Source organism: Rubellimicrobium aerolatum (genome assembly GCF_017872975.1).
In the GTDB taxonomy this organism is placed as follows: Bacteria; Pseudomonadota; Alphaproteobacteria; order Rhodobacterales; family Rhodobacteraceae; genus Rubellimicrobium; species Rubellimicrobium aerolatum.
In genome coordinates, this window is the sequence record NZ_JAGGJP010000007.1 from 61,110 (window position 1) to 79,356 (window position 18,247).

At 71.9% G+C, this 18,247-nt stretch carries 21 protein-coding genes and 1 tRNA gene; 7 read left to right on the forward strand and 15 right to left on the reverse strand.

Going from position 1 to position 18,247, the window contains the following annotated elements:
- Positions 1 to 63 precede the first annotated feature (63 nt).
- The 11 genes from J2Z33_RS09665 to J2Z33_RS09715 all read right to left on the reverse strand — a co-directional run bounded on the left by J2Z33_RS09665 (position 64) and on the right by J2Z33_RS09715 (position 11,287).
- Positions 64 to 933: an AraC family transcriptional regulator gene (locus J2Z33_RS09665; protein ID WP_209840291.1), complete on the reverse strand. Its 870-nt coding sequence runs from the start codon at positions 931 to 933 to the stop codon at positions 64 to 66.
- 72 nt (positions 934 to 1,005) lie between these two features.
- Entirely contained in the window at positions 1,006 to 1,842 is an 837-nt protein-coding gene (locus J2Z33_RS09670; RefSeq protein WP_209840294.1) for an NAD-dependent epimerase/dehydratase family protein, read from the reverse strand.
- A gap of 8 nt (positions 1,843 to 1,850) precedes the next feature.
- A complete protein-coding gene (locus J2Z33_RS09675; protein WP_209840296.1) occupies positions 1,851 to 3,041 on the reverse strand; it encodes an NAD(P)/FAD-dependent oxidoreductase in 1,191 nt (396 codons plus the stop codon).
- Entirely contained in the window at positions 3,038 to 4,663 is a 1,626-nt protein-coding gene (locus tag J2Z33_RS09680) for a hydantoinase B/oxoprolinase family protein (protein ID WP_209840298.1), read from the reverse strand. Before J2Z33_RS09680 ends, J2Z33_RS09675 begins: the two co-directional genes overlap by 4 nt.
- A gap of 346 nt (positions 4,664 to 5,009) precedes the next feature.
- Positions 5,010 to 7,076, reverse strand: a complete 2,067-nt coding sequence (locus tag J2Z33_RS09685; protein ID WP_209840299.1) for a hydantoinase/oxoprolinase family protein — start codon at positions 7,074 to 7,076, stop codon at positions 5,010 to 5,012.
- A gap of 43 nt (positions 7,077 to 7,119) precedes the next feature.
- Positions 7,120 to 8,745: an alpha-glucosidase gene (locus J2Z33_RS09690; protein ID WP_209840302.1), complete on the reverse strand. Its 1,626-nt coding sequence runs from the start codon at positions 8,743 to 8,745 to the stop codon at positions 7,120 to 7,122.
- 130 nt (positions 8,746 to 8,875) lie between these two features.
- A complete protein-coding gene (locus J2Z33_RS09695; RefSeq protein ID WP_209840304.1) occupies positions 8,876 to 9,322 on the reverse strand; it encodes a hypothetical protein in 447 nt (148 codons plus the stop codon).
- Positions 9,319 to 9,486 carry a hemin uptake protein HemP gene (gene hemP, locus J2Z33_RS09700; RefSeq protein WP_209840306.1) on the reverse strand — a complete coding sequence of 56 codons (168 nt, stop codon included), beginning with the start codon at positions 9,484 to 9,486 and terminating at the stop codon, positions 9,319 to 9,321. The genes J2Z33_RS09695 and hemP overlap by 4 nt, the downstream gene beginning before the upstream one ends.
- Positions 9,487 to 9,649: 163 nt before the next feature.
- On the reverse strand, positions 9,650 to 9,925 hold the full coding sequence (locus J2Z33_RS09705) for a hypothetical protein (protein ID WP_209840308.1): 276 nt from the start codon (positions 9,923 to 9,925) through the stop codon (positions 9,650 to 9,652).
- Positions 9,926 to 9,929: 4 nt separating this feature from the next.
- Positions 9,930 to 10,598 (reverse strand): GntR family transcriptional regulator, encoded by a 669-nt coding sequence (locus tag J2Z33_RS09710; protein ID WP_245218741.1) that lies wholly within the window; start codon positions 10,596 to 10,598, stop codon positions 9,930 to 9,932.
- Complete coding sequence (locus J2Z33_RS09715) at positions 10,595 to 11,287, reverse strand: M48 family metallopeptidase (RefSeq protein ID WP_342454159.1); 693 nt, start codon at positions 11,285 to 11,287, stop codon at positions 10,595 to 10,597. The genes J2Z33_RS09710 and J2Z33_RS09715 overlap by 4 nt, the downstream gene beginning before the upstream one ends.
- 130 nt (positions 11,288 to 11,417) lie before the next feature.
- Here J2Z33_RS09715 and J2Z33_RS09720 point away from each other — a divergent pair, with 130 nt between their 5' ends.
- The 3 genes from J2Z33_RS09720 to J2Z33_RS09730 all read left to right on the forward strand — a co-directional run bounded on the left by J2Z33_RS09720 (position 11,418) and on the right by J2Z33_RS09730 (position 12,456).
- Positions 11,418 to 11,738 (forward strand): TIGR02300 family protein, encoded by a 321-nt coding sequence (locus J2Z33_RS09720; protein WP_209840312.1) that lies wholly within the window; start codon positions 11,418 to 11,420, stop codon positions 11,736 to 11,738.
- A gap of 106 nt (positions 11,739 to 11,844) precedes the next feature.
- Positions 11,845 to 11,920: transfer RNA gene (locus J2Z33_RS09725), tRNA-Ala, on the forward strand.
- A 149-nt stretch (positions 11,921 to 12,069) separates the two neighbouring features.
- A complete protein-coding gene (locus J2Z33_RS09730) occupies positions 12,070 to 12,456 on the forward strand; it encodes a response regulator (protein WP_209840314.1) in 387 nt (128 codons plus the stop codon).
- 7 nt (positions 12,457 to 12,463) lie between these two features.
- Here J2Z33_RS09730 and J2Z33_RS09735 read toward each other — a convergent pair whose 3' ends face one another.
- Positions 12,464 to 13,198, reverse strand: coding sequence for an HPP family protein (locus J2Z33_RS09735; RefSeq protein ID WP_209840316.1), 735 nt, complete (start codon positions 13,196 to 13,198; stop codon positions 12,464 to 12,466).
- A gap of 185 nt (positions 13,199 to 13,383) precedes the next feature.
- Here J2Z33_RS09735 and J2Z33_RS09740 point away from each other — a divergent pair, with 185 nt between their 5' ends.
- The gene (locus tag J2Z33_RS09740) at positions 13,384 to 13,758 is read left to right on the forward strand and encodes a rhodanese-like domain-containing protein (RefSeq protein ID WP_209840317.1); all 375 of its coding nucleotides are present in this window, start codon (positions 13,384 to 13,386) and stop codon (positions 13,756 to 13,758) included.
- A 124-nt stretch (positions 13,759 to 13,882) separates the two neighbouring features.
- The gene (locus J2Z33_RS09745; RefSeq protein WP_209840320.1) at positions 13,883 to 14,047 is read left to right on the forward strand and encodes a hypothetical protein; all 165 of its coding nucleotides are present in this window, start codon (positions 13,883 to 13,885) and stop codon (positions 14,045 to 14,047) included.
- Positions 14,048 to 14,226: 179 nt separating this feature from the next.
- Here the strand turns inward: J2Z33_RS09745 and J2Z33_RS09750 are convergent, their stop codons facing one another.
- Positions 14,227 to 15,648 (reverse strand): helix-turn-helix domain-containing protein, encoded by a 1,422-nt coding sequence (locus tag J2Z33_RS09750; RefSeq protein ID WP_209840321.1) that lies wholly within the window; start codon positions 15,646 to 15,648, stop codon positions 14,227 to 14,229.
- A 152-nt stretch (positions 15,649 to 15,800) separates the two neighbouring features.
- Between J2Z33_RS09750 and aceA the strand changes: the two genes are divergently transcribed.
- Complete coding sequence (gene aceA / locus J2Z33_RS09755) at positions 15,801 to 17,087, forward strand: isocitrate lyase (protein WP_209840323.1); 1,287 nt, start codon at positions 15,801 to 15,803, stop codon at positions 17,085 to 17,087.
- A gap of 21 nt (positions 17,088 to 17,108) precedes the next feature.
- Positions 17,109 to 17,336, forward strand: coding sequence for a hypothetical protein (locus tag J2Z33_RS09760; RefSeq protein ID WP_209840325.1), 228 nt, complete (start codon positions 17,109 to 17,111; stop codon positions 17,334 to 17,336).
- Between the two features lie 64 nt (positions 17,337 to 17,400).
- Here the strand turns inward: J2Z33_RS09760 and bfr are convergent, their stop codons facing one another.
- Together bfr and J2Z33_RS09770 are read right to left on the reverse strand one after the other, a co-directional pair.
- Positions 17,401 to 17,913: a bacterioferritin gene (gene bfr, locus J2Z33_RS09765; RefSeq protein ID WP_209840327.1), complete on the reverse strand. Its 513-nt coding sequence runs from the start codon at positions 17,911 to 17,913 to the stop codon at positions 17,401 to 17,403.
- The gene (locus J2Z33_RS09770) at positions 17,880 to 18,149 is read right to left on the reverse strand and encodes a (2Fe-2S)-binding protein (protein WP_209840481.1); all 270 of its coding nucleotides are present in this window, start codon (positions 18,147 to 18,149) and stop codon (positions 17,880 to 17,882) included. The genes bfr and J2Z33_RS09770 overlap by 34 nt, the downstream gene beginning before the upstream one ends.
- Positions 18,150 to 18,247 lie beyond the last annotated feature (98 nt).

Here is an 18,247-nt window from a genome sequence, read left to right on the forward strand (position 1 = left end):
CGACCTCCCTGGTTTGGGGAGATGTCGCACGGCGAGGGGGGCGAGGCAAGTTTGACCGGGCGGTCAAATCTCGTCGGTGTCGCCTTTGCCCCGGTCGGGCTGGGTCACGTCGCGCTGGTGGCGGCGGCGGTAGGCGGCGGGGGTGAGGCCATGCGCCTCGCGGAACAGGCGGTGGAAGTGGGACAGGTTGTCGAGGCCGATCTCGGCGGCGATCTCGGGCAGGGGGTCCTCGGTCCCCGCGAGGCGGCGGGCGGCGTGGGCCATGCGGCGGGCGTTGACGTGGTCGGTGGGGGTCTGGCCGAGCCAGCGCTGGGCGCTGCGGCTCACGTGCGGGTGGGCGCGGCCGGCGGCGCGGACGAAGCCTGCCGCGCCCTCGCGGAACACCTCGGGGCGCTGGGCGGCGAGGCAGGCGGCGCGGAGCCAGTCGGGGGCGTCGGGAGGGAGGGGCACGTCCTCGGCCGTGAGGGACGCGAGGAGGGGGAGGAGGAAGCCCTCGGCGGCCAGCGCGTCGCGGGGGCCGCGCTCAAGCCGGAGGGCGGCTTGGTTGAGCTCGGTCCGCTGGCGGATGTCGCGGGGGAGGATGGCGGGGGCGGGCCCCCAGAACAGGTGGCCGTTCAGCGAGGGGTGGCGGGCCGGGAGGGCGTCGATCAGGTCCGGGTGAAGGGTGACGGAGACGACCAGCGTGTCCTCGCCACGCCCCTGGAGGGCGTGGGCGTGCTCGGGGCGGAGGAACAGGAGGGTGCCTTCGGGGAGGTCGCGGCGGTCCGTGGCGGTGTGGTGGCGGAGGGTGCCGTTCTGGACCCAGAGCAACTCGAAGAAGTCGTGGTCGTGGAGGCCGGGGGGACGCGACGGGGCGAGCGTGGCGCGGGAGAGCGCTATGGCGTCGGAGCCTAGGATGTCGGCGTGGCGGAGCGTTCGCAGCACCTCGGTCATGGCCTTTCTTTGGCTCCAAATATCCCGGGGGGAGGCTCCGCAGGAGACGGGGGGCAGAGCCCCCCTGCGACATCAGCCACCCTTCACCAGCCTTGCCATGCCGGCGACCCCGCTCTCGCCGAGCGGCACCGTCGCGAAGGGGCCGCCGAGGCGCATCTGCGCGAGGTCGTGCGGGTCGGGGCGGGCGGCCTTGGACAGGATGGCGGCGGCCTGGGTCTCGGCGTTGTCGCGGGGACGGTAGCCGAGGAACGACGCCTTGGCGTTCGACACCGGGGCGCGGTCGTTGGCCGACACCCCGTAGACGATGCAGAAGCCGGTGGTGGGCGTGTCCACCGCGCGTTCCACCATGTGCACGAGGTCGGGGCGGGAGAGCCAGGTGCCCAAGGCGCGCGGGTTCTGCGGGGTCTCGGTCGCCGAGAAGATGCGGCAGCAGACGGCCTCCAGGCCGCGCTTTTCCCAATAGAGGCGGGCGAGGTCCTCGGTGAAGCACTTGGAGAGGCCGTAGAAGGTGTCGGGGCGATGGGGGGCGTCGGTGTCGATGCCGGCGGCGGTCTCGTGCATCCCGACGGCGTGGACGGAGGAGGCGTAGACGACGCGGCGGGCGCCGGCGCGGTGCGCGGCCTCCCAGATGACGTAGGAGGCGAGGAAGTTGGGGCGGAGCAGGTCCTCGAAGGGCCGCTCGTCGGGGATGGCGGCGAAGTGGACGACCATCTCGGCGCCGTCCATCAGGGGGGCGACCTGGTCCATCTCGGCGCAGTCGGCCACGGCCCAGGTCTCGTTGGCGGCGAGGGTCGCGGGGGCGTCCTTGATGTCGATGGAGACGAGGGCCTCGCACAGCCGCGACAGGGGCTCGCGGAGGGCGGAGCCGAGGGCGCCCGCGGCGCCGGTGAGGACGATCTTTCTCAGCATGGGGGACCTCAGATGATGGCGCGTTCGCGCAGGGGTTCGCCGCGAAGGACGCGGGCGTAGCCGAGGGGGGACAGGTCCAGCGAGCGCCAGCCGCCGGTGCTGATCCATTCGGCGAGGCCCCGGCCCACGGCGGGGGCCTGCTGGAAGCCATGGCCGGAGAAGCCGTTGGCGAAGAGCAGGTTCGGCAGGTCCGGCGCGGGGCCGAGGACGGCGTTCTGGTCGAGCGTGTTGTAGTCGTACTGGCCGACCCAGGTGGAAAGGACGCGCGCGCGCTCGAAGGTGGGGATGCGGGCGGCCAGCGCCGGCCACATGACCTCCTCCCAGAGGGAATGGTCCATCACGAAGTCGTCGGGGTCCGCCGCCACGTCGGGGTCGGGAACGCAGCCGGCGAGGTAGTTCGCGCCCGAGGGCAGGACGTGGACCCCGGCGGGGTCGATGGTCAGGGGGATGTCGCGGGTCGGGGGCTCGGGGGTGGAGAAGAGGACGGAGGTGCGCTTGCGCGGCTCGACCGGGAGCGGCAGGCCCGCCATGGCGGCGATGCGGGCCGCGCGGGTGCCGGCGGCGTTCACCAGCCAGTCGCAGGCGACCGTGTCGCCGGTGGCGAGGCGAACGGCGGTGACGCGGCCGTTGGCGGTCTGGAGGCCCGCGACCTCGTTGCGGATGTAGTCCACGCCGTTCGCGCGGGCCTTGAGGCGGAACCAGTCGAAGACGGTCGCGCCGTCGAAGTAGCCCTCGTCCACGGGGTTGTGGGAGCCGCAGACGAGGTCATCGACGGTGAGCCAGGGCCATTCGGCCTTGATCTCGGCGGGCGAGAGGATGCGGGTCGCGGCGCCGAGGCGGTTCTGCATGGCGGCGTTGTCGCGCAGCACCGACGCGAAGGAATCGTCGGTGGCGAGGTAGAGGTAGCCGAAGCTTTGCAGGCGGATGGCGGGGGCCTCGGGGTCGGCCATCCAGTCGCGGAAGCCGTGGATGAACTCGGCGGCGAAGCGGGAGATGCGGACGTTCACCTCGGCCCCGAACTGCTGGCGGATCGAGGAGTGCGAGAGGGTGGAGGCGGCCTGCGCGTAGGTCGGGTCGCGCTCGACCACGAGGACGCGGCCCCGGAAGGCGGGGTCGCGGGACAGCCACCAGGCGACGGAGGAGCCGATCATGGCTCCGCCGATGATGACGACATCATAGGCGTTGTGCTGGGGGGTCACGGCTGCCACCCGTAGTCGCGCTTGGCCGCCTCCTCGGTGATGTAGCCGAGGCGGACGTCGCGGGCGACGGCCTGGAGGTCGCGCTTTGACGGAGAGCCGAGGCCGCCGCCGCCGGGGAAGGCGAGCTTGACCGTCTGGCCCGAAGGCACCGCGAAGCGGGCCTTGGCGGGGAAGTCGGTGCCGTCGGAGAGCTGGACCACGGTCGGGCCGCCGGGGGCGCCGCCGTCGCGGCCACGGGCGGGGAAGGCCTTGCGGTCGAGCTGGGCGCGGAACTCCATGGCGTAGCCCTCGCGGGGGCCGACCTCCATGAACTGGCCGAGGCCGCCGCGCGTGCGGCCCGCGCCGCCGGAGTCGGGGCGGAGCTCCTTGGCGTAGATGACGATGGGGCCGGCGTGCTCGGTGGCCTCCACCGGCATGGTCATCACGCCCGAGGGGAAGGCGGTGGCGTTGAGGCCGTCGAGCGTGGGGCGCGCGCCGGTGCCGCCGGAGTTGAAGGTCAGGACCTCGGAGCGTTCGCCGTCTTGCCCTCGCAGGGAGACCTGGAAGTTGCAGAGCGCGCCCGCGCCCTCGGCGGGGACGGTGTTCGGCAGGATCTGGTCCAGCGCGCCGAACACGGTGTCGGGGATCAGGTGGCCGATGACGTGGCGGAGCGCGACCGGGTGGGGGCGGCGGGCGTTGACGATGGTGTTCTCGGGGGCTGTCACCCGGAAGGGGGCCAAGCTCCCGGCGTTGTTCGGCACCTCGGGGGCGAGGACGATCTTGAGCGCGTAGGCCGCGTAGGCGCAGGTGTAGATGAAGGGGACGTTGATCCCCTTGGGGTCGGGCGCGGAGGTGCCCGCGAAGTCCACGAGAACGTGGTCGTCGTGGGTCGTCACGGTGCAGGCGAGCCGGATCGGGGTCGCGTAGCCGTCGGTCGTCATGGCGTTGGAGGCCGTCGCGCGGGGCAGGCGGGCGATGGCGGCGACGGTCGCCGTGTGGGAGGCGTCGATGATGAAGTCGGCGAGGGATTCGATGTCGGCGAGGGCGTATTCGTCGAGCATGGCGCGGAGGCGGCGGAGGCCGACCTCGTTGCAGGCGGCCAGCGCGTAAAGGTCGCCGATGACCTGATCGGGCTCGCGCGTGTTGACGCGGAGCATCTGGAGGAGGGTCTGGTTGACCTCTCCCTTGTCGGCAAAGCGGAGGATCGGGATCTGCAGGCCTTCCTCGTAGACGGATTCGCCGTCCGCGCCGAAGCCCCGGCCGCCGATGTCCACGACGTGCGCGGTGCAGGCGAAGAAGCCGACGAGCGCGCCGCCGTGGAACACCGGCGTCGTCACGGTGATGTCGTGGAGGTGGCCGGTGCCCATCCAGGGGTCGTTGGTCACGTAGACGTCGCCCTCGCGCATCGTGGGCTCGCCGATCTCGCGGATGAAGTGGGCCACCGCCGCGGCCATGGCGTTGACGTGGCCGGGGGTGCCGGTGACGGCCTGGGCGAGCATCCGGCCGCGCCGGTCGTAGATGCCCGCCGACAGGTCGCCGGCCTCGCGGACGGAGGTCGAGAAGGCGGTGCGGATGAGGGCCTGGGCCTGCTCCTCCACGATGGAGATCAGGCGGTTCCACTGGATCTGGTCTTGGACGCTCATGCCGGGTCTCCTTTCTGTCTGGGCTGGTTGCGGGCGTGTGAGGGAGAGAATGCCGGAAAATGGTTGAAGGGGTCTGACAGCAACGAGCGTTGCGTGGGGTTGGAAGGGGAGGAGGTAACTGATTGAGGGAATTGAAAAAGAGTGTGAACGGAAGCTAATGCGGTGGTGCGGTGGCGGCGAATCGGGTCCAGCCTCGTAGGGCGGGCTTCAGCCTGCCACGGGGCGCGGGCGGCGGGCGTGGCATGGCGGGCTGAAGCCCGCCCTACGGGGGCGGAGAAGGTCTGACGCCGCGCGCGGGGGGTGGCGTCGCATGGTGGGGTGGAACCCCACCCTACGAAGGGCGGGTTCATGCCGTTCTCCGGATGTCGAGCACGCCGTCGGCGCGGCCGGTCACGGTGAAGCCGCGCGGGACGATCACGGTGGTCTCGGATTCGGTGACGGCGAGGGGGCCGTGGGCGATCATGCCGTCGGTCAGGCGGTCGCGGGGGATCGTCGCGCCGGCGGCCCAACCGCCCGCCACGGGGTCGAAGAGGCGGCGGGGCGCGCCTTGGGCCTCTCCGGTGGACAGGGCGTCGGGGGTGGGCGTCGTCGCGGCGAGGGGCGTGGAGGCGTTGACGGCCCAGACGGTGATCTCGATGGGGAGGCCGGCGACGGGGCGGCCGAAGAGGGCGGCGTAGTCGGCGGTGAAGCGGGCGTGCAGGGCCTCGGCGGTGGGATGGGCGGCGAGGGGGGCGTCGAGGGCGACGGGGATCTCCCAGCCCTGGCCCTTGTAGCGCATGTAGAGCTTGGAATCCGTGAGGATCGGGGCGGTGGCGTCGCAGGTGCGGACGAAGGCGGTGGCCTCCTGCGCGAGGTCGTGGAGGATCGTGCGGGCGGCGCTCGCGTCGAAGGCGTCGAGGCGCATGTAGGCGGAGCGGGTGGCCTCGAAGGCGTAGGGCGCGCGCAGGAAGCCGATGGCGGAGCCGACGCCCGCGCCGGGGGGCACGAGGAGACGGCGGATGCCGAGCTTCTCGCACAGGCGCCCCGCGTGGAGGGGAGCCGCGCCGCCGAAGGCGATCATGGTGTAGTCGCTGAGGTCCTCGCCGTTCTCGACCGCGTGGACGCGGGCGGCGTTGGCCATGTTCTCGTCCACGACCTCGGAGACGCCGAAGGCGGCCTGCACGGGGTCCATGCCGAGCCGGTCGCCGACGTGGTCCGCGAGGGCCTGCGCGGCGCGGTCGGGGTGGAGGGGGATGGAGCCGCCGGCGAAGTTGTCGGGGTCGAGGCGGCCGAGCAGGAGGTCGGCGTCGGAGACGGCGGGGCGGGTGCCGCCGCGCCCGTAGGCGGCGGGGCCGGGCTCGCTGCCCGCCGATTCCGGGCCGACGCGGATCTGGCGCAGGGAGTCGATCTGGGCGAGCGAGCCGCCGCCCGCCCCGATCTCCACCATGTCGATGACGGGGATGGAGATGGGCATCCCCGAGCCCTTCTTGAAGCGGGTGGAGCGGGCGACCTCGAACACGCGGGCGGTCTTGGGCTGGCCGTCGCGGATCAGGCAGATCTTGGCGGTGGTGCCGCCCATGTCGAAGGACAGCACGCGGGGGAGGCCGTGGCGGCGGGCCACGTCGGCGGCGAAGATCGCGCCCCCGGCGGGGCCGGATTCGACGAGGCGGACGGGATACTGGGCGGCGGTTTCGAGGGAGACGATGCCGCCGCCGGAGTGCATGAGGAAGATGGGGCAGGTCGCGCCCGTGGCCGCGAGGCGGTCGCGGAGGCGGGACAGGTAGGACTCCATCATCGGGCGCACGTAGGCGTTGGCGCAGGTGGTGGTGAACCGCTCGTATTCGCGCATCTGGGGGGAGACGTCGGAGGAGAGCGAGACGGAGAGGTGAGGGAGCTTGTCCGCGAGAACGTCGCGGACGAGGCGTTCGTGGTCCGGGCGGAGGTAGCTGTGCAGGAAGCCGACGGCGACGGAGTCGAAGTCGCGCAAACGATCGGCGAGGGCTTCGACCTCGGCGCGGTCCAGCGGGATCAGGACGTTGCCGCCCGCGTCGATCCGTTCCCGCAGGGTGAAGCGGGCGTCGCGGGGGATCAGGGGGTCGGGGAGGACGAGGTTGAGGTCATACTGGTCGAAGCGGCTCTCGGTCCGCATCTCGATCACGTCGCGGAAGCCTTCGGTCGTGACGAGGGCGGTGCGGGCGCCGCGCCGCTCGATGAGGGCGTTGGTGGCGAGCGTCGTGCCGTGGATGATGCGGGTGAGGGCGGAGGGGGGGAGGTCCGCCTGGGCGCAGACTCGGGCGAGGCCGTCGAGGATGGCGTCCTCGGGCGCGGCATGGGTCGTCAGGACCTTGGCGGAGTGGAGGCGGCCGGCGGTTTCGAGCACCACGTCGGTGAATGTGCCGCCGATGTCGACGCCAAGGTTCGCGGAATGGGTCATGGTGGCGCGACGCTAGCCGCGCCACCGGGGGATGGGAACCCCTTCAGGCCGGGGCCGCCCCGGTCGCGACGCGGAGGGCCGTGGCGGAGGCGAGATAGGCGAAGCCGTGGGCCGGGAGGTGCAGCGCCGCGCCGTCGAGCGTGGCCTGGTGGGGGCCGTCGAGGGTGGCCTCGGCCGAGAGCGTCAGGTCGAGCGGACGCTCGCTGAGGTTGAAGATGCAGGTGACGGTCTGGCCGGCGTGGGTGCGGACAAGGCCGAGGATGGGCTCGGGCAGGTCGAGGAAGCTGGTCGCGCCGAGGCGGAGGGCGTCCGTCTGGCGGCGGAAGGCGAGGGTGGAGCGGTAGGCGTGGAGGACGGAGTCGTTCCGCGCCTCCTGCAGGTCCACGGCGCGGGCGGCCTGGGGCTCCTTGACGGGGAGCCAGGGGAGGCCGGTGGAGAAGCCGGCGTTGGTCTGCTCGTGCTCCCACACCATCGGGGTGCGGCAGCCGTCGCGGCCTTTGATCTCGGGCCAGAAGGTGATGTAGCCGAGGTCGCGCAGCTCCTCGTAGAGGATGTCGGTCTCGGTCTGGCCCAGCTCCTCGCCCTGGTAGAGGCCGAGGGTGCCGGGGAAGCTGGCGAGGAGCGCGATGGACTGGCGGGCCACGGCGTCCACGTCGCCCCCTAGCTTGGTCCAGCGGGTCGCGTGGCGCTGCACGTCGTGATTGGAGAAGGACCAGCAGGGCCAGCCGTCCGGGGCCTTGGACAGGAAGGCCTGGAGGCGGGAGCGGAAGTGGCGGGCGGTGTGGTCGGGGCCGAGGAACTCGAACGAGTAGGCCATGTGCAGCTTGTCGCCGCCCGAGGTGTATTCGGCCATGATGTCGATCTGGCGCCCGGCCTCGCCGACCTCGCCCACCGTCATGCGGTCGGGGTATTCGTCGGTGAGCGCGCGGATGCGCTGGAGGACGGCGATGTTCTGGGGCCGCGTCTTGGAGAAGCGGTGGTCCTGCGCCTCGTAGGGGTTCGTGGGGAACTCGGTCCATTCGGAGGGCGGGTTGTCGCGGAGCCGCTTGTCGTGGACGAAGAAGTTCACCGTATCCAGCCGGAAGCCGTCCACGCCGCGGTCGAGCCAGAAGCGCATCGCGGACAGGAGGGCGTCCACGACCTCGGGGTTGTGGAAGTTGAGGTCGGGTTGTTCCGTCAGGAAGTTGTGGAGGTAGTACTGGCGGCGGCGGGCGTCGAACTGCCAGGCGGAGCCGCCGAACACGGACAGCCAGTTGCTGGGCGGCGTGCCGTCGGCCTTGGGGTCGGCCCAGACATACCAGTCGGCGCGGGCGTTGGTGCGGTCCTGGCGGGATTCCTGGAACCAGGGGTGCTGGTCGGAGGTGTGGGACAGGACCTGGTCGATGATGACCTTGAGGTTCAGCCGGTGCGCCTCGCTGATCAGGGCGTCGAAGTCGTCGAGCGTGCCGAAGATCGGGTTGACGGCGGTGTAGTCGGAGACGTCATAACCCATGTCGCGGTCGGGGCTCGCGAAGAAGGGCGAGAGCCAGACGGCGTCGGCGCCGAGCGAGGCCACGTGGGCGAGGCGGCGGGTGATGCCGGGCAGGTCGCCGATCCCGTCGCCGTTCGAGTCCTGGAACGACCGGGGATAGATCTGGTAGATCACCGCGTCCCGCCACCATTCGCGCATTCTTGCCCGCTCCGCTTGCTGCACCGCAGCGTGGCCTTAGCGCGGATCGGCGCGTCCGGCTAGCGGGATTGTTTCCGCTATCGGTGGAAGGTGGATCGGGCGTGGGACGGGCTTGGGCGAGGCAGTCGGCCTAGTGCAGCGTGGAGGGGCGGGGCGGGACCAGCGCGCAGCGGAGGGCGAGGCCGGCCTGCTGGGCGAGCTGGACCAGCGCCGGGGCGAGGTCGGGGCGGACCATGCAGACGGCGAGCATGAGGGCGTCCTCGCGCTCGCCGTCCGTGGCGGTGCGGACCAGAAGGGCGAAGGCGGCCTCGTCGGCGCCGAGGCACAGGCAGTTGCCGCCGTGGCGCATCAGCGGGCGGCGGCAGCCGCCGAGGCAGTGGCGGCAGAGCGCGTCGAAGGCCTGCGCGGCGCGGTCGGAGGCGCGGGGGGTGCCCAGGCTCTCGGCCAAGTCCTCGGCCAGGGCCTCGGGGCCGCCGTCGCACCAGCGGCGGAGCGCGCGGACGGACAGGCCTTCGAGCGGAGGGAGGGCGTCGAGGCGGCCGACGGGCGCGCCTCCGGCGGGGACGGGGGCGCTCATTTCGTCAGGATCAGCTTGCCGGCGCGGGTGATCCGCAGGGTGTAGGTCTGGCCGTCCAGCCGGATCTGGCCGAGGCCCGAGGGGCCGACGAGGTCGCGGGCGTCGTGGACGGGATCGGAGGGGATGCGCGGGGCGGTGTTGGGGACGAGCGAGAGCGTGGCCATCGGGGGAGCCTCCTGAAGCGCGGAACGGGCGATGGCTGTCCCGACCGGGCCGGGATGGCTGAGGAGGATAGTTGAGTGAAACAGTCAGGATGTCAAGCGGGCCCGAACGGCGTCGGGGGGAGCGTCGGGCGCGACGTCGGGCTGGGGCCGCCGCGCCGGAGCCTCACTCGTCCGAGCCAGCCTCGGACTGATTCCAGAGGGCCTCGAAGTCCTCGGGGGCGATCTCGCGCAGCGCCACGCCGTCGTCGGGGCCGGGCGGCGCGAAGGGGTCGGCCCAGAGGCTGTCCCGCTCCTCGCGCGTGGCCTCGCGCCAGTCGGTCCAGCCGAGGGCGAAATGCTCGACCAGACGGGTGACGTGGCCCTCCTCGGACACCTCGCAGGCCATCCAGTCGGGTTCGTCGGGGCGGGGGTCGGTCCAGGTCAGGTGATAGTGGAGCAAGGTGTCATCCTTTCAGCATCCGCAGCCCTTGGGTCACGTCCGTCCGCACGGCGAGGCGGAGGCCGGGGTCGTCGCCGGCCTTGAGGGCGGCAAGGATCAGGCGGTGGTTGCGGGGCGGCTCGGTGCGTTGCAGGCGCCCGTAGAGGGCGCGCATGGTGGGGCCGAGCTGGAGCCAGACGGTCTCGGTCAGCGCGAGGATCGCGGGGGACTGGGCGCGCAGGTAGAGCGTGCGGTGGAATTCGAGGTTCATGCGGATGTAGCCGGTGGCGTCCTGGCGGGCGACCATGCGGCTCACCCCCTCGTTGATGGCCTCCAGGCGCTCGATCAGGGCGAAGTGCGCGCGGGGGAGGGCGCGGGAGGCCAGCTCGGGTTCGAGCATGGCGCGGAGGGTGGCCAGCTCCTCGATCCGGTCGTTGGAGAGGGCGGGGGTGGAGACGCGGCCGGAGAGGGAGAAGGTCAGCGCCCCCTCGGCGGCGAGGCGCTGCACGGCCTCGCGCGCGGGGGTCATGGAGACGCCGAACTCCTTGCCGACGCCGCGGAGCGTGAGGGCCTGCCCGGGGGCCACCTCGCCGTGCATGATGCGGGCGCGGAGGGTGCGGTAGATGCGGTCGTGGACGCAGGCCGCCGTGTCGGGGGCGCGGTCGGCGGTGGGCGGGCGCGGGTCGGCGGTCAAGACAGGCGCAGGCGGTGGAGGCCCGCGCCCTCGGCCCGGAGCCAGTCGCGCTGCGCCACCCAGCCGGGGCAGAGGTCGCCGACCAGCGCCCAGAAGGCGGGGGAATGGTCCATGCGGGCGAGGTGCGCGACCTCGTGGGCGGCGACGTAGTCGAGCACGGCGGGCGGCGCGAGGATCAGCCGCCAGGAGAACATCAGGTGCCCGTCCGACGTGCAGGAGCCCCAGCGGGAGCGGGTGTCGCGGAGGGTGAGCCGCGTGTGGCTGCGGCCCAGCGCGCGGGCGTGGCGGTCGCAGGCGGCGGCGAGGCGGTCGCGCGCCTGCGCCTTGAGGAAGGCGGACAGGCGCGGGGCCACGCGGTCGGGGTCGGGCGGCAGGAGCAGGCGGTCGGAGGCCAGCGTCGCGTGCCGCACCTCGGCGGGGCAGAGCAGGAGGTCGCGGCCCTCGAAGGGGATGGGCGCGCCGAAGGCGGGGCGGATCAGCGCGGGCGCCTGCGCCAGATGGTCGCGGAGCCAGCCCTCCCGCTCGCGCAGGAAGGCGAGGCCGTCGCCCAGGCGGGCGCGCAGCGGCAGGGTCAGCGTCACGCGCCCGTCGGTGCCCGAGATCCGCAGCGACAGCCGCCGCGCGCGGGCCGAGCGGCGCAGGGCGACCGCGACCGGCGGGTCGCCGGGAAGGATATGGTCGTCGTCCACGTGGCGCCCCCTGCCGTCCGAAGCCCTTTGACAGCCGGCCCCGACTATGGCAGGGCACCCCGATGCGCTGCAAGTGCGAGGTTGCTCCGGCCCGCCCGGCGCCCTCCGACGAACCGGAAAGGACCTGACCATGCCCAAGGAAGAATGGGGCAAGAAGCGCATCTGCCCGACCACGGGCAAGCGCTTCTACGACCTGAACCGCTCGCCCATCGTCAGCCCCTACACGGGCCAGATCGTCAGCATCGAGGTGGGCCGGACGCGCACCATGGTCGCCGACGCCGAGGACGCGCAGACCAAGCGCCTCAAGGTCGGCGAGGAGGACGATCTGCTGCTCGACGACGACGACGTGGCGGACGACGCGGACGACCTCGGGGACGAGGTGCTGGAGGACGACGAGGACGAGGAAGTGTCCTTCGAGGACCTCGGCGACGTCGCCGGCGACGACGAGTGATTGCCGCCGGGGAACGCGGGGGCCTTGTGGAAAGGCCCTTGCGCTCCCCACCGGCGGCCACTAGAGAGCGTCACGTCGGTGCCACCCAGGCCCGGCGACACGGTAAGGGGCCATAGCTCAGCTGGGAGAGCGCTTGCATGGCATGCAAGAGGTCAGCGGTTCGATCCCGCTTGGCTCCACCAAACCTTCTGATCGACCGATCCGACAGGCCCCGCGAGGGGCCTTTTTCGTTGGTCCGGGGCGCGTCGCGGGCTGCCGTCGGGGCACCCGGCGGGCGCGGAACGGCGCCCGGCGCGGGACGTTTCCCCCCTCGCGAGGGAGGATCGGGCGGATGCCGGACGACTACATCAGACTCCGGCTGCAAGGGCGCCGCATCCTCGTGGTCGAGGACGACTACCTCCAGGCGGAGGAGATGCGCGTGGCGCTCGGGGCGCTGCGAGCGACGGTGATCGGGCCGGTTCCCAGCGTCGAGGAGGCCCTGGACCGGCTGGCGGCCGAGGATCCGCCCGACGCCGCCGTCCTGGATGTCCGGCTGGGCCGGGGCCCCGTGTTCCCGCTGGTGGACGTGCTGCGGCGGGCGGGCGTGCCGGTGGTCTTCGCCTCGGCCTCGCCGCACTGGAGCCTGCCCGAGCCCTACGAGGACCTGCCGCATTGCGAGAAGCCTCTCGACATGGGCGAGCTGCTGCTGGCGCTGGCCGGGGTCGCCCGGGCGCGCTGAGACTGGGCTAGCGGGCGACCGAGGGCGTGGGGCCGCGACGGCGGCGCTCGGATTCCGCCTCGGCGGCTTCGAGGAGGCGTCCGAAGTCCTCGGTGCCGATGTTGGCGCTCTGGTTCAGGCGGTGGAGGAGGGCGGAGAGGTCCTCGGGCTGGAGGCCCAGCCGGTGCGCGGGGTCGCGGTGGGGCTGGCGGAACGGGTAGTGCCGCCCGGTGAGACGGTTGAACAGCATGGCGAGCCCGACCAGCGCCACGGTGTCGAGCAGCACGGGCGCGAGGACGAAGCGGTAGCCGAGCTCGGTCACGGTCGGCGCGGCGAGGACGGTGGCGAGCGCGACCGCGCCGCCGGGCGGGTGCATGGCGCGGACGGCGGCCATGCCGGCGATGGCCCAGAACACCGCGAGCCCCGCCGCGATGGCCTGGGGCGGGCCGATCAGCACCACGGTCACGGCCACGAAGGCCGAGACGGTGTTGCCGACCACCGCCGACCAGGGCTGCGCGAGCGGCGAGTTCGGCGCGGCGAAGAGCAGGAAGGCCGTGGCGCCCAGGGGGGCGATCAGGATGAGGCCCTCGGAGGCGCCGGCGCGGCCGCCCAGCGCCACCATCGCCCCGCAGGCGAGGAGCGCGAGGCCGGCGCCGAGGGCGGCGCGGAAGGGTTCCCCGCCCGAGGGGCGCGGCATCGCGGGGCCGAGGGCGCGGAGGGCGCGGCGGAGGCGGACCTTTCGGCGCTTGGCGGGGAGCGGCATGGAGGCTTTCCGTGGGGCGGAACCGGGGACACGTCCTTAGCGGCTTGGCGGCCGGGGTTCCAGCCCTCCGGCCTTGGTCCCCGGCGCGGCGGCTCGTCGCGATGGGACTTGGCGGCGGCCCGGCGGTGCTGCCATAACCGGGAGCGAGCAGGGGCAACCTGCCACCCCAAGGAAGGAATTTCGCGATGAAGACCGCCAAGGAATATCTGGACGAGGCCAACCGGGAGGTGCCTCGCGTCCCCGTCGAGGAAGCGATGACGCGGCACGCCGGGGGCGGGGCGCTGTTCATCGACGTGCGCGATTCGGCGGCCATCGCCAAGACGGGCACCATCGCCGGGGCGGCGCGGGTGCCGCGCGGCTTCCTGGAGTTCGCGGCGGACGAGAGCGGGCAATACCACAACCCGGTGCTGAGGAAGGACGCGGAGATCTACCTCGTCTGCGGCGCGGGCGGGCAGGCGGCTCTGGCGGGCAAGACGCTGAAGGAGATGGGGTTCGGGAAGGTCCACAACATCGGCGGGATCGGCGACTGGAAGGCCGCCGGCGGGCCGATGGAGGACTGACGAAAGGTCGCGGGGCGGCGCGCTTTGCTGCCCCTTGGCGTGGGCGCGGCCCTTGGCTAACAGGCCGCGCGAGCCAAGCCGGCGGGACGCGCCTCCCGCCCTTCGAGGACAGGACCGAACGCGCATGGATTTCCTGACCTACGACCCCGCCTTGCCCGAGCTGCCGCTGCTGCGGGGGCTGCGGCTGGCCGGCGACGGGGGCGAGCCGCCCCCGCCGCGCATCGACTGGGCGGCGCTGGTGATCCGGCTGGCGCAGGTGGTGGCGGAGCGCGACGCGCCGAAGGCGTAGGGCGGGGCGGTCGTCGGGCAGCGCTTGTGACGGGGCGCGCGTGGTGGGGTGGGATCCCACCCTACGGGGCTTGGAGCCGGAGATGGCGGGCTGAAGCCCGCCCTACAACGACCTGACCCGTAGGGCGGGCTTCAGCCCGCCAGCCATGTTCCCCCATGAGGCGGTCGGGACCGTGGCCCTCAGCGCCCGAACGGCGACACGCCGCGCGTCGATTCGGACAGGTCGAGGCCGCCGAGGAGCGGGGGGGCGGCGCGGCTGGGGCAGTTGGCGCGCTCGCAGAGGCGGCAGTTCACGCCGATGCCGGTGGGGCGCATCTCCTTGAGGCCGCGCGCGTAGACGAGCTGGGGGGCGAACCGCTCCTCGCAGCCCAGGCCCACGGCGAAGGCGGCCTCGGGCTCGCCCCAGGGGGCGGAGAGGCGGCGGACGGTGCGGGCGAGGGAGAACCAGCGCTTGCCGTCCGGCATCTCGATCAATTGCGTGAGGATGCGGCCGGGGTGGCGGAACACGTCGTGGACGTTCCAGCGCGGGCAGGTGCCGCCGAAGCGCGAGAAGGGGAAGGCCCCGGAGGAGAAGCGCTTGGACACGTTCCCGGCGTTGTCCACGCGGACCATGAAGAAGGGCACGCCGCGCGCCTGCGGGCGCGAGAGGGTGGTGAGGCGGTGGGCCACCTGCTCGAAGCTCGCGCCGAAGCGGGCGCCCAGCATCTCGGCGTCGTAGCCGAGCGACTGGGCGGCGGCGAGGAAGCGGCCGTAGGGCATCATCAGCGCGGCGGCGAAGTAGTTGGCCAGCGTGATCCGCCCGAGGCGGCGGGCCTGCGGGTCGCGGAGGTCGGAGGCGGCGAGGAGGGCGTCGAGGATGTCGCCAGCCTCCAGCAGGCCGATCTGGTAGGCGGCCTGGAAGGCGCGGCCGGCGGGTTCGACCAGTTCCGAGATCATCAGCTTGCGGCGGTGGCGGTCGTAGTGGCGCAAGGTCACGCCCATCTCGGCGTGGGTCTGGACCTGCACGCGGATGCCGTGACGGGCGCGCAGGCGCAGGATCAGGGCGTGGAGGAGGTCGCCCTCGACCTGGCCGAGTTCGGCGGAGAGGGATTCGGCGGCGTCCTCCAGCGCGGGGAAATGGTTGTCGTGGTGCTGGAGGAAGGCGCGCACCTGCTCCACGGCGTCGATGGCGGGGGGGCCTCCGCGTTCGGCCTCGGAGCGTTCGCCGGCGTGGGCGGAGCCGAGCTCGGCCGCGCCCGCGTAGGCGGCGTGGAGGCGCTTGAGGGCCTGGAGGAGGGTGGGGGCCTGTTCGAGCGCGGCCTTGACCTCGGCGCGGGGGACCTGAAGGGGGGCGAGGAGGGGGTCGGCCAAGACCTCCTCGATCTCGGCGGCGCCCTGGCCGTCCTCGGCCCCGGCGAAGTCGCGGGCGTCGATGGCGTAGGTCTCGGACAGGCGGATGAGGAGCTGGGCGGTGAGGGGGCGCTGGTTGCGTTCGACAAGGTTCAGGTAGCTGACGGAGATGCCCAGTTCCGCGGCCATGGCGCTTTGCGAGAGGCCCAGCGTGGCGCGGAGGCGGCGGAGCTGCGCGCCGGCCATGATCTTGCGGCGGGTCTGCGCGTCCATGGGCGGGCTCCTGTCACAAGAGATACAGATTTACAATTTACATCTTGTATGGATTTTACAAGTCATCCTTTGGGAGGGTCTGTCCGTCTTGTCCGAATGCTGCGGTGCCGCAACATGGTATCCAGACAACAGCACAGACGGGACCGACCCCCATGACCGAACTGACCTTCCAGGACCTCGTCCCGCACGCCCCCGAGGGGCGCTTCGACGGGATCAACCGGCCTTATTCGCCCGAGGACGTCGCCAAGCTGCGTGGCTCTCTCACCATCCAGCACACGCTGGCCGAGCGGGGGGCGAACCGGCTGTGGAAGGATCTGCACGAGCAGCCCTTCCTGAACGCGCTGGGGGCCGTGACCGGCAACCAGGCGATGCAGCAGGTCCGCGCGGGCCTGAAGGCGATCTACCTTTCGGGCTGGCAGGTGGCGGCGGACGCGAACACCGCCGGCGCGATGTATCCCGACCAGTCGCTTTATCCCGCGAACGCCGCGCCGGAGCTGTGCCGGCGGATCAACCGGACGCTGCGGCGGGCCGACGAGATCGAGGCCAGCGAAGGCAACGTCACCCGCGACTGGTACGTGCCGATCGTCGCGGATGCCGAGGCCGGGTTCGGCGGGCCGCTGAACAGCTTCGAGATCATGAAGGCCTTCATCGAGGCCGGCGCGGCGGGGGTCCACTTCGAGGACCAGCTCGCGTCCGAGAAGAAATGCGGGCACCTGGGCGGCAAGGTCCTGATCCCGACGGCGGCGCACGAGCGGAACCTTGTCGCGGCGCGGCTGGCGGCGGACGTGATGGGGGTGCCGACGATCACCGTGGCGCGGACGGACGCGGAGTCGGCGCAGCTCATCACCTCGGACGTGGACGAGCGGGACCATCCGTTCATCGACCGCGAGAACCGGACGCCGGAAGGCTTCTATCGGCTGAAGGCGGGGACGGGCCTCGACCACTGCATCGCGCGGGGGCTGGCCTATGCCGAGATCGCCGACCTGCTGTGGTGGGAGACCTCGCATCCCGACCTCGACGACGCGCGGAAGTTCGCGGAGGCGGTGCACGCCAGGTATCCGGGCAAGCTGCTGGCCTACAACTGCTCGCCCAGCTTCAATTGGAAGGCGAAGCTGGACGACGAAACGATCAAGAAGTTCCAGCGCGAGCTGGGCGCCATGGGCTACAAGTTCCAGTTCGTGACATTGGCGGGGTTCCACTCGCTGAACCTGTCGATGTTCGAGCTGGCGGACGGCTACCGCGACCGGGGCATGGACGCCTATTCGGAGCTCCAGCAGCGCGAGTTCGCGGCGACCGAGCGGGGCTTCACCGCCGTGCGCCACCAGCGCGAGGTCGGGACCGGCTACTTCGACCAGGTCGCCACCACCATCAGCCAAGGCCAATCCTCCACCACCGCCATGGGCGAGTCCACCGAGACCGCCCAGTTCACCCACGCCTGACCGAGAAAGGGAGGCCCTACGATGTACGACATGACCCCCGACGCGATGGACCAAGACACCATGACCCTGTCCGAGCGCCAGACCGCCGCCATCGAGGCGGTGGCGGACCAGATCACCCGCCTGAACGCGGCGGTCCGCGAGTCGGTGGACTCCGGGATGTCGGTGGAGCTGCAACGGTCCGAGCGCTACCACTGCGGCGGCGGCTGCTGGGGCGACATGATGAAGCCCGTCATCGTGAAGTGCGTCTGACGGGCGCGAGAGGGCGGAACGAGTGAGCGGGGGGCCTGATGGCCCCCCTTGTTCGTTGGGGGCGTCAGTCCTTGCCCTGGCCGCCATCCTCGGCGCTGGCCTCGTTGGCGGGTTCGGCGTTGAGGTGCTCGTAGTGCTGGGTGCCGATGCGGTCGTAGAGGCCGAGCTGGGTTTCGAGGAAGTCGATGTGGCCTTCCTCGTCGCGCAGCAGCTCCATGAACAGCTCCTTGGACACGAAGTCGCCGACCTTGTCGCAGAAGGCATAGGCCTCGCGGTAGAGCGCGGCGGCCTCCTTCTCGGCGGCGAGGTCGGCCTCCAGCGTCTCGCGGGCGGTCTCGCCGATGCGGAGGGGGTCGAGCTTCTGGAGGTTGGGGTGGCCTTCGAGGAAGATGATGCGCGCGATCAGCCGGTCGGCGTGGTGCATCTCCTCGATGCTTTCCTCGCGGCTCTTCTTGGCGAGGTGGCCGAGGCCCCAGTCCTCCTGGAGACGGTAATGGAGCCAGTACTGGCTGACGGCCGTCAGTTCGCTGCGGAGCGCCCGGTTCAGATACTCGATGACCTCGGGGTTGCCTTGCATTGCTTGTCCCTCTGCTGCGCCCGCAGGATCGGAACGCCGGCGGGGACCTGCAGGTTATCATTCCGTTCCATGGTGGCAAGGAAGAGCGGCAGGCAGCCGCCGCAGTCGGGCCGCTTGCCCAGGGCGCGGTAGACCTTGCCCGGCGTGATGATCGTGTCGGGGTCGGCGGCGCGCATCCAGTCGATGGCGGAATGGATGTCGCTGTCGGACAGGCCGTTGCAGTGGCAGATCATCATGGCGCGGAGCGCTCCTGCGGTGCGTCGCAGCATGACTGACGAAATCGCTTGGGTTCGTCAATCCTGACCAATTTGGTCGGAAGGGATTTCACGCCGAC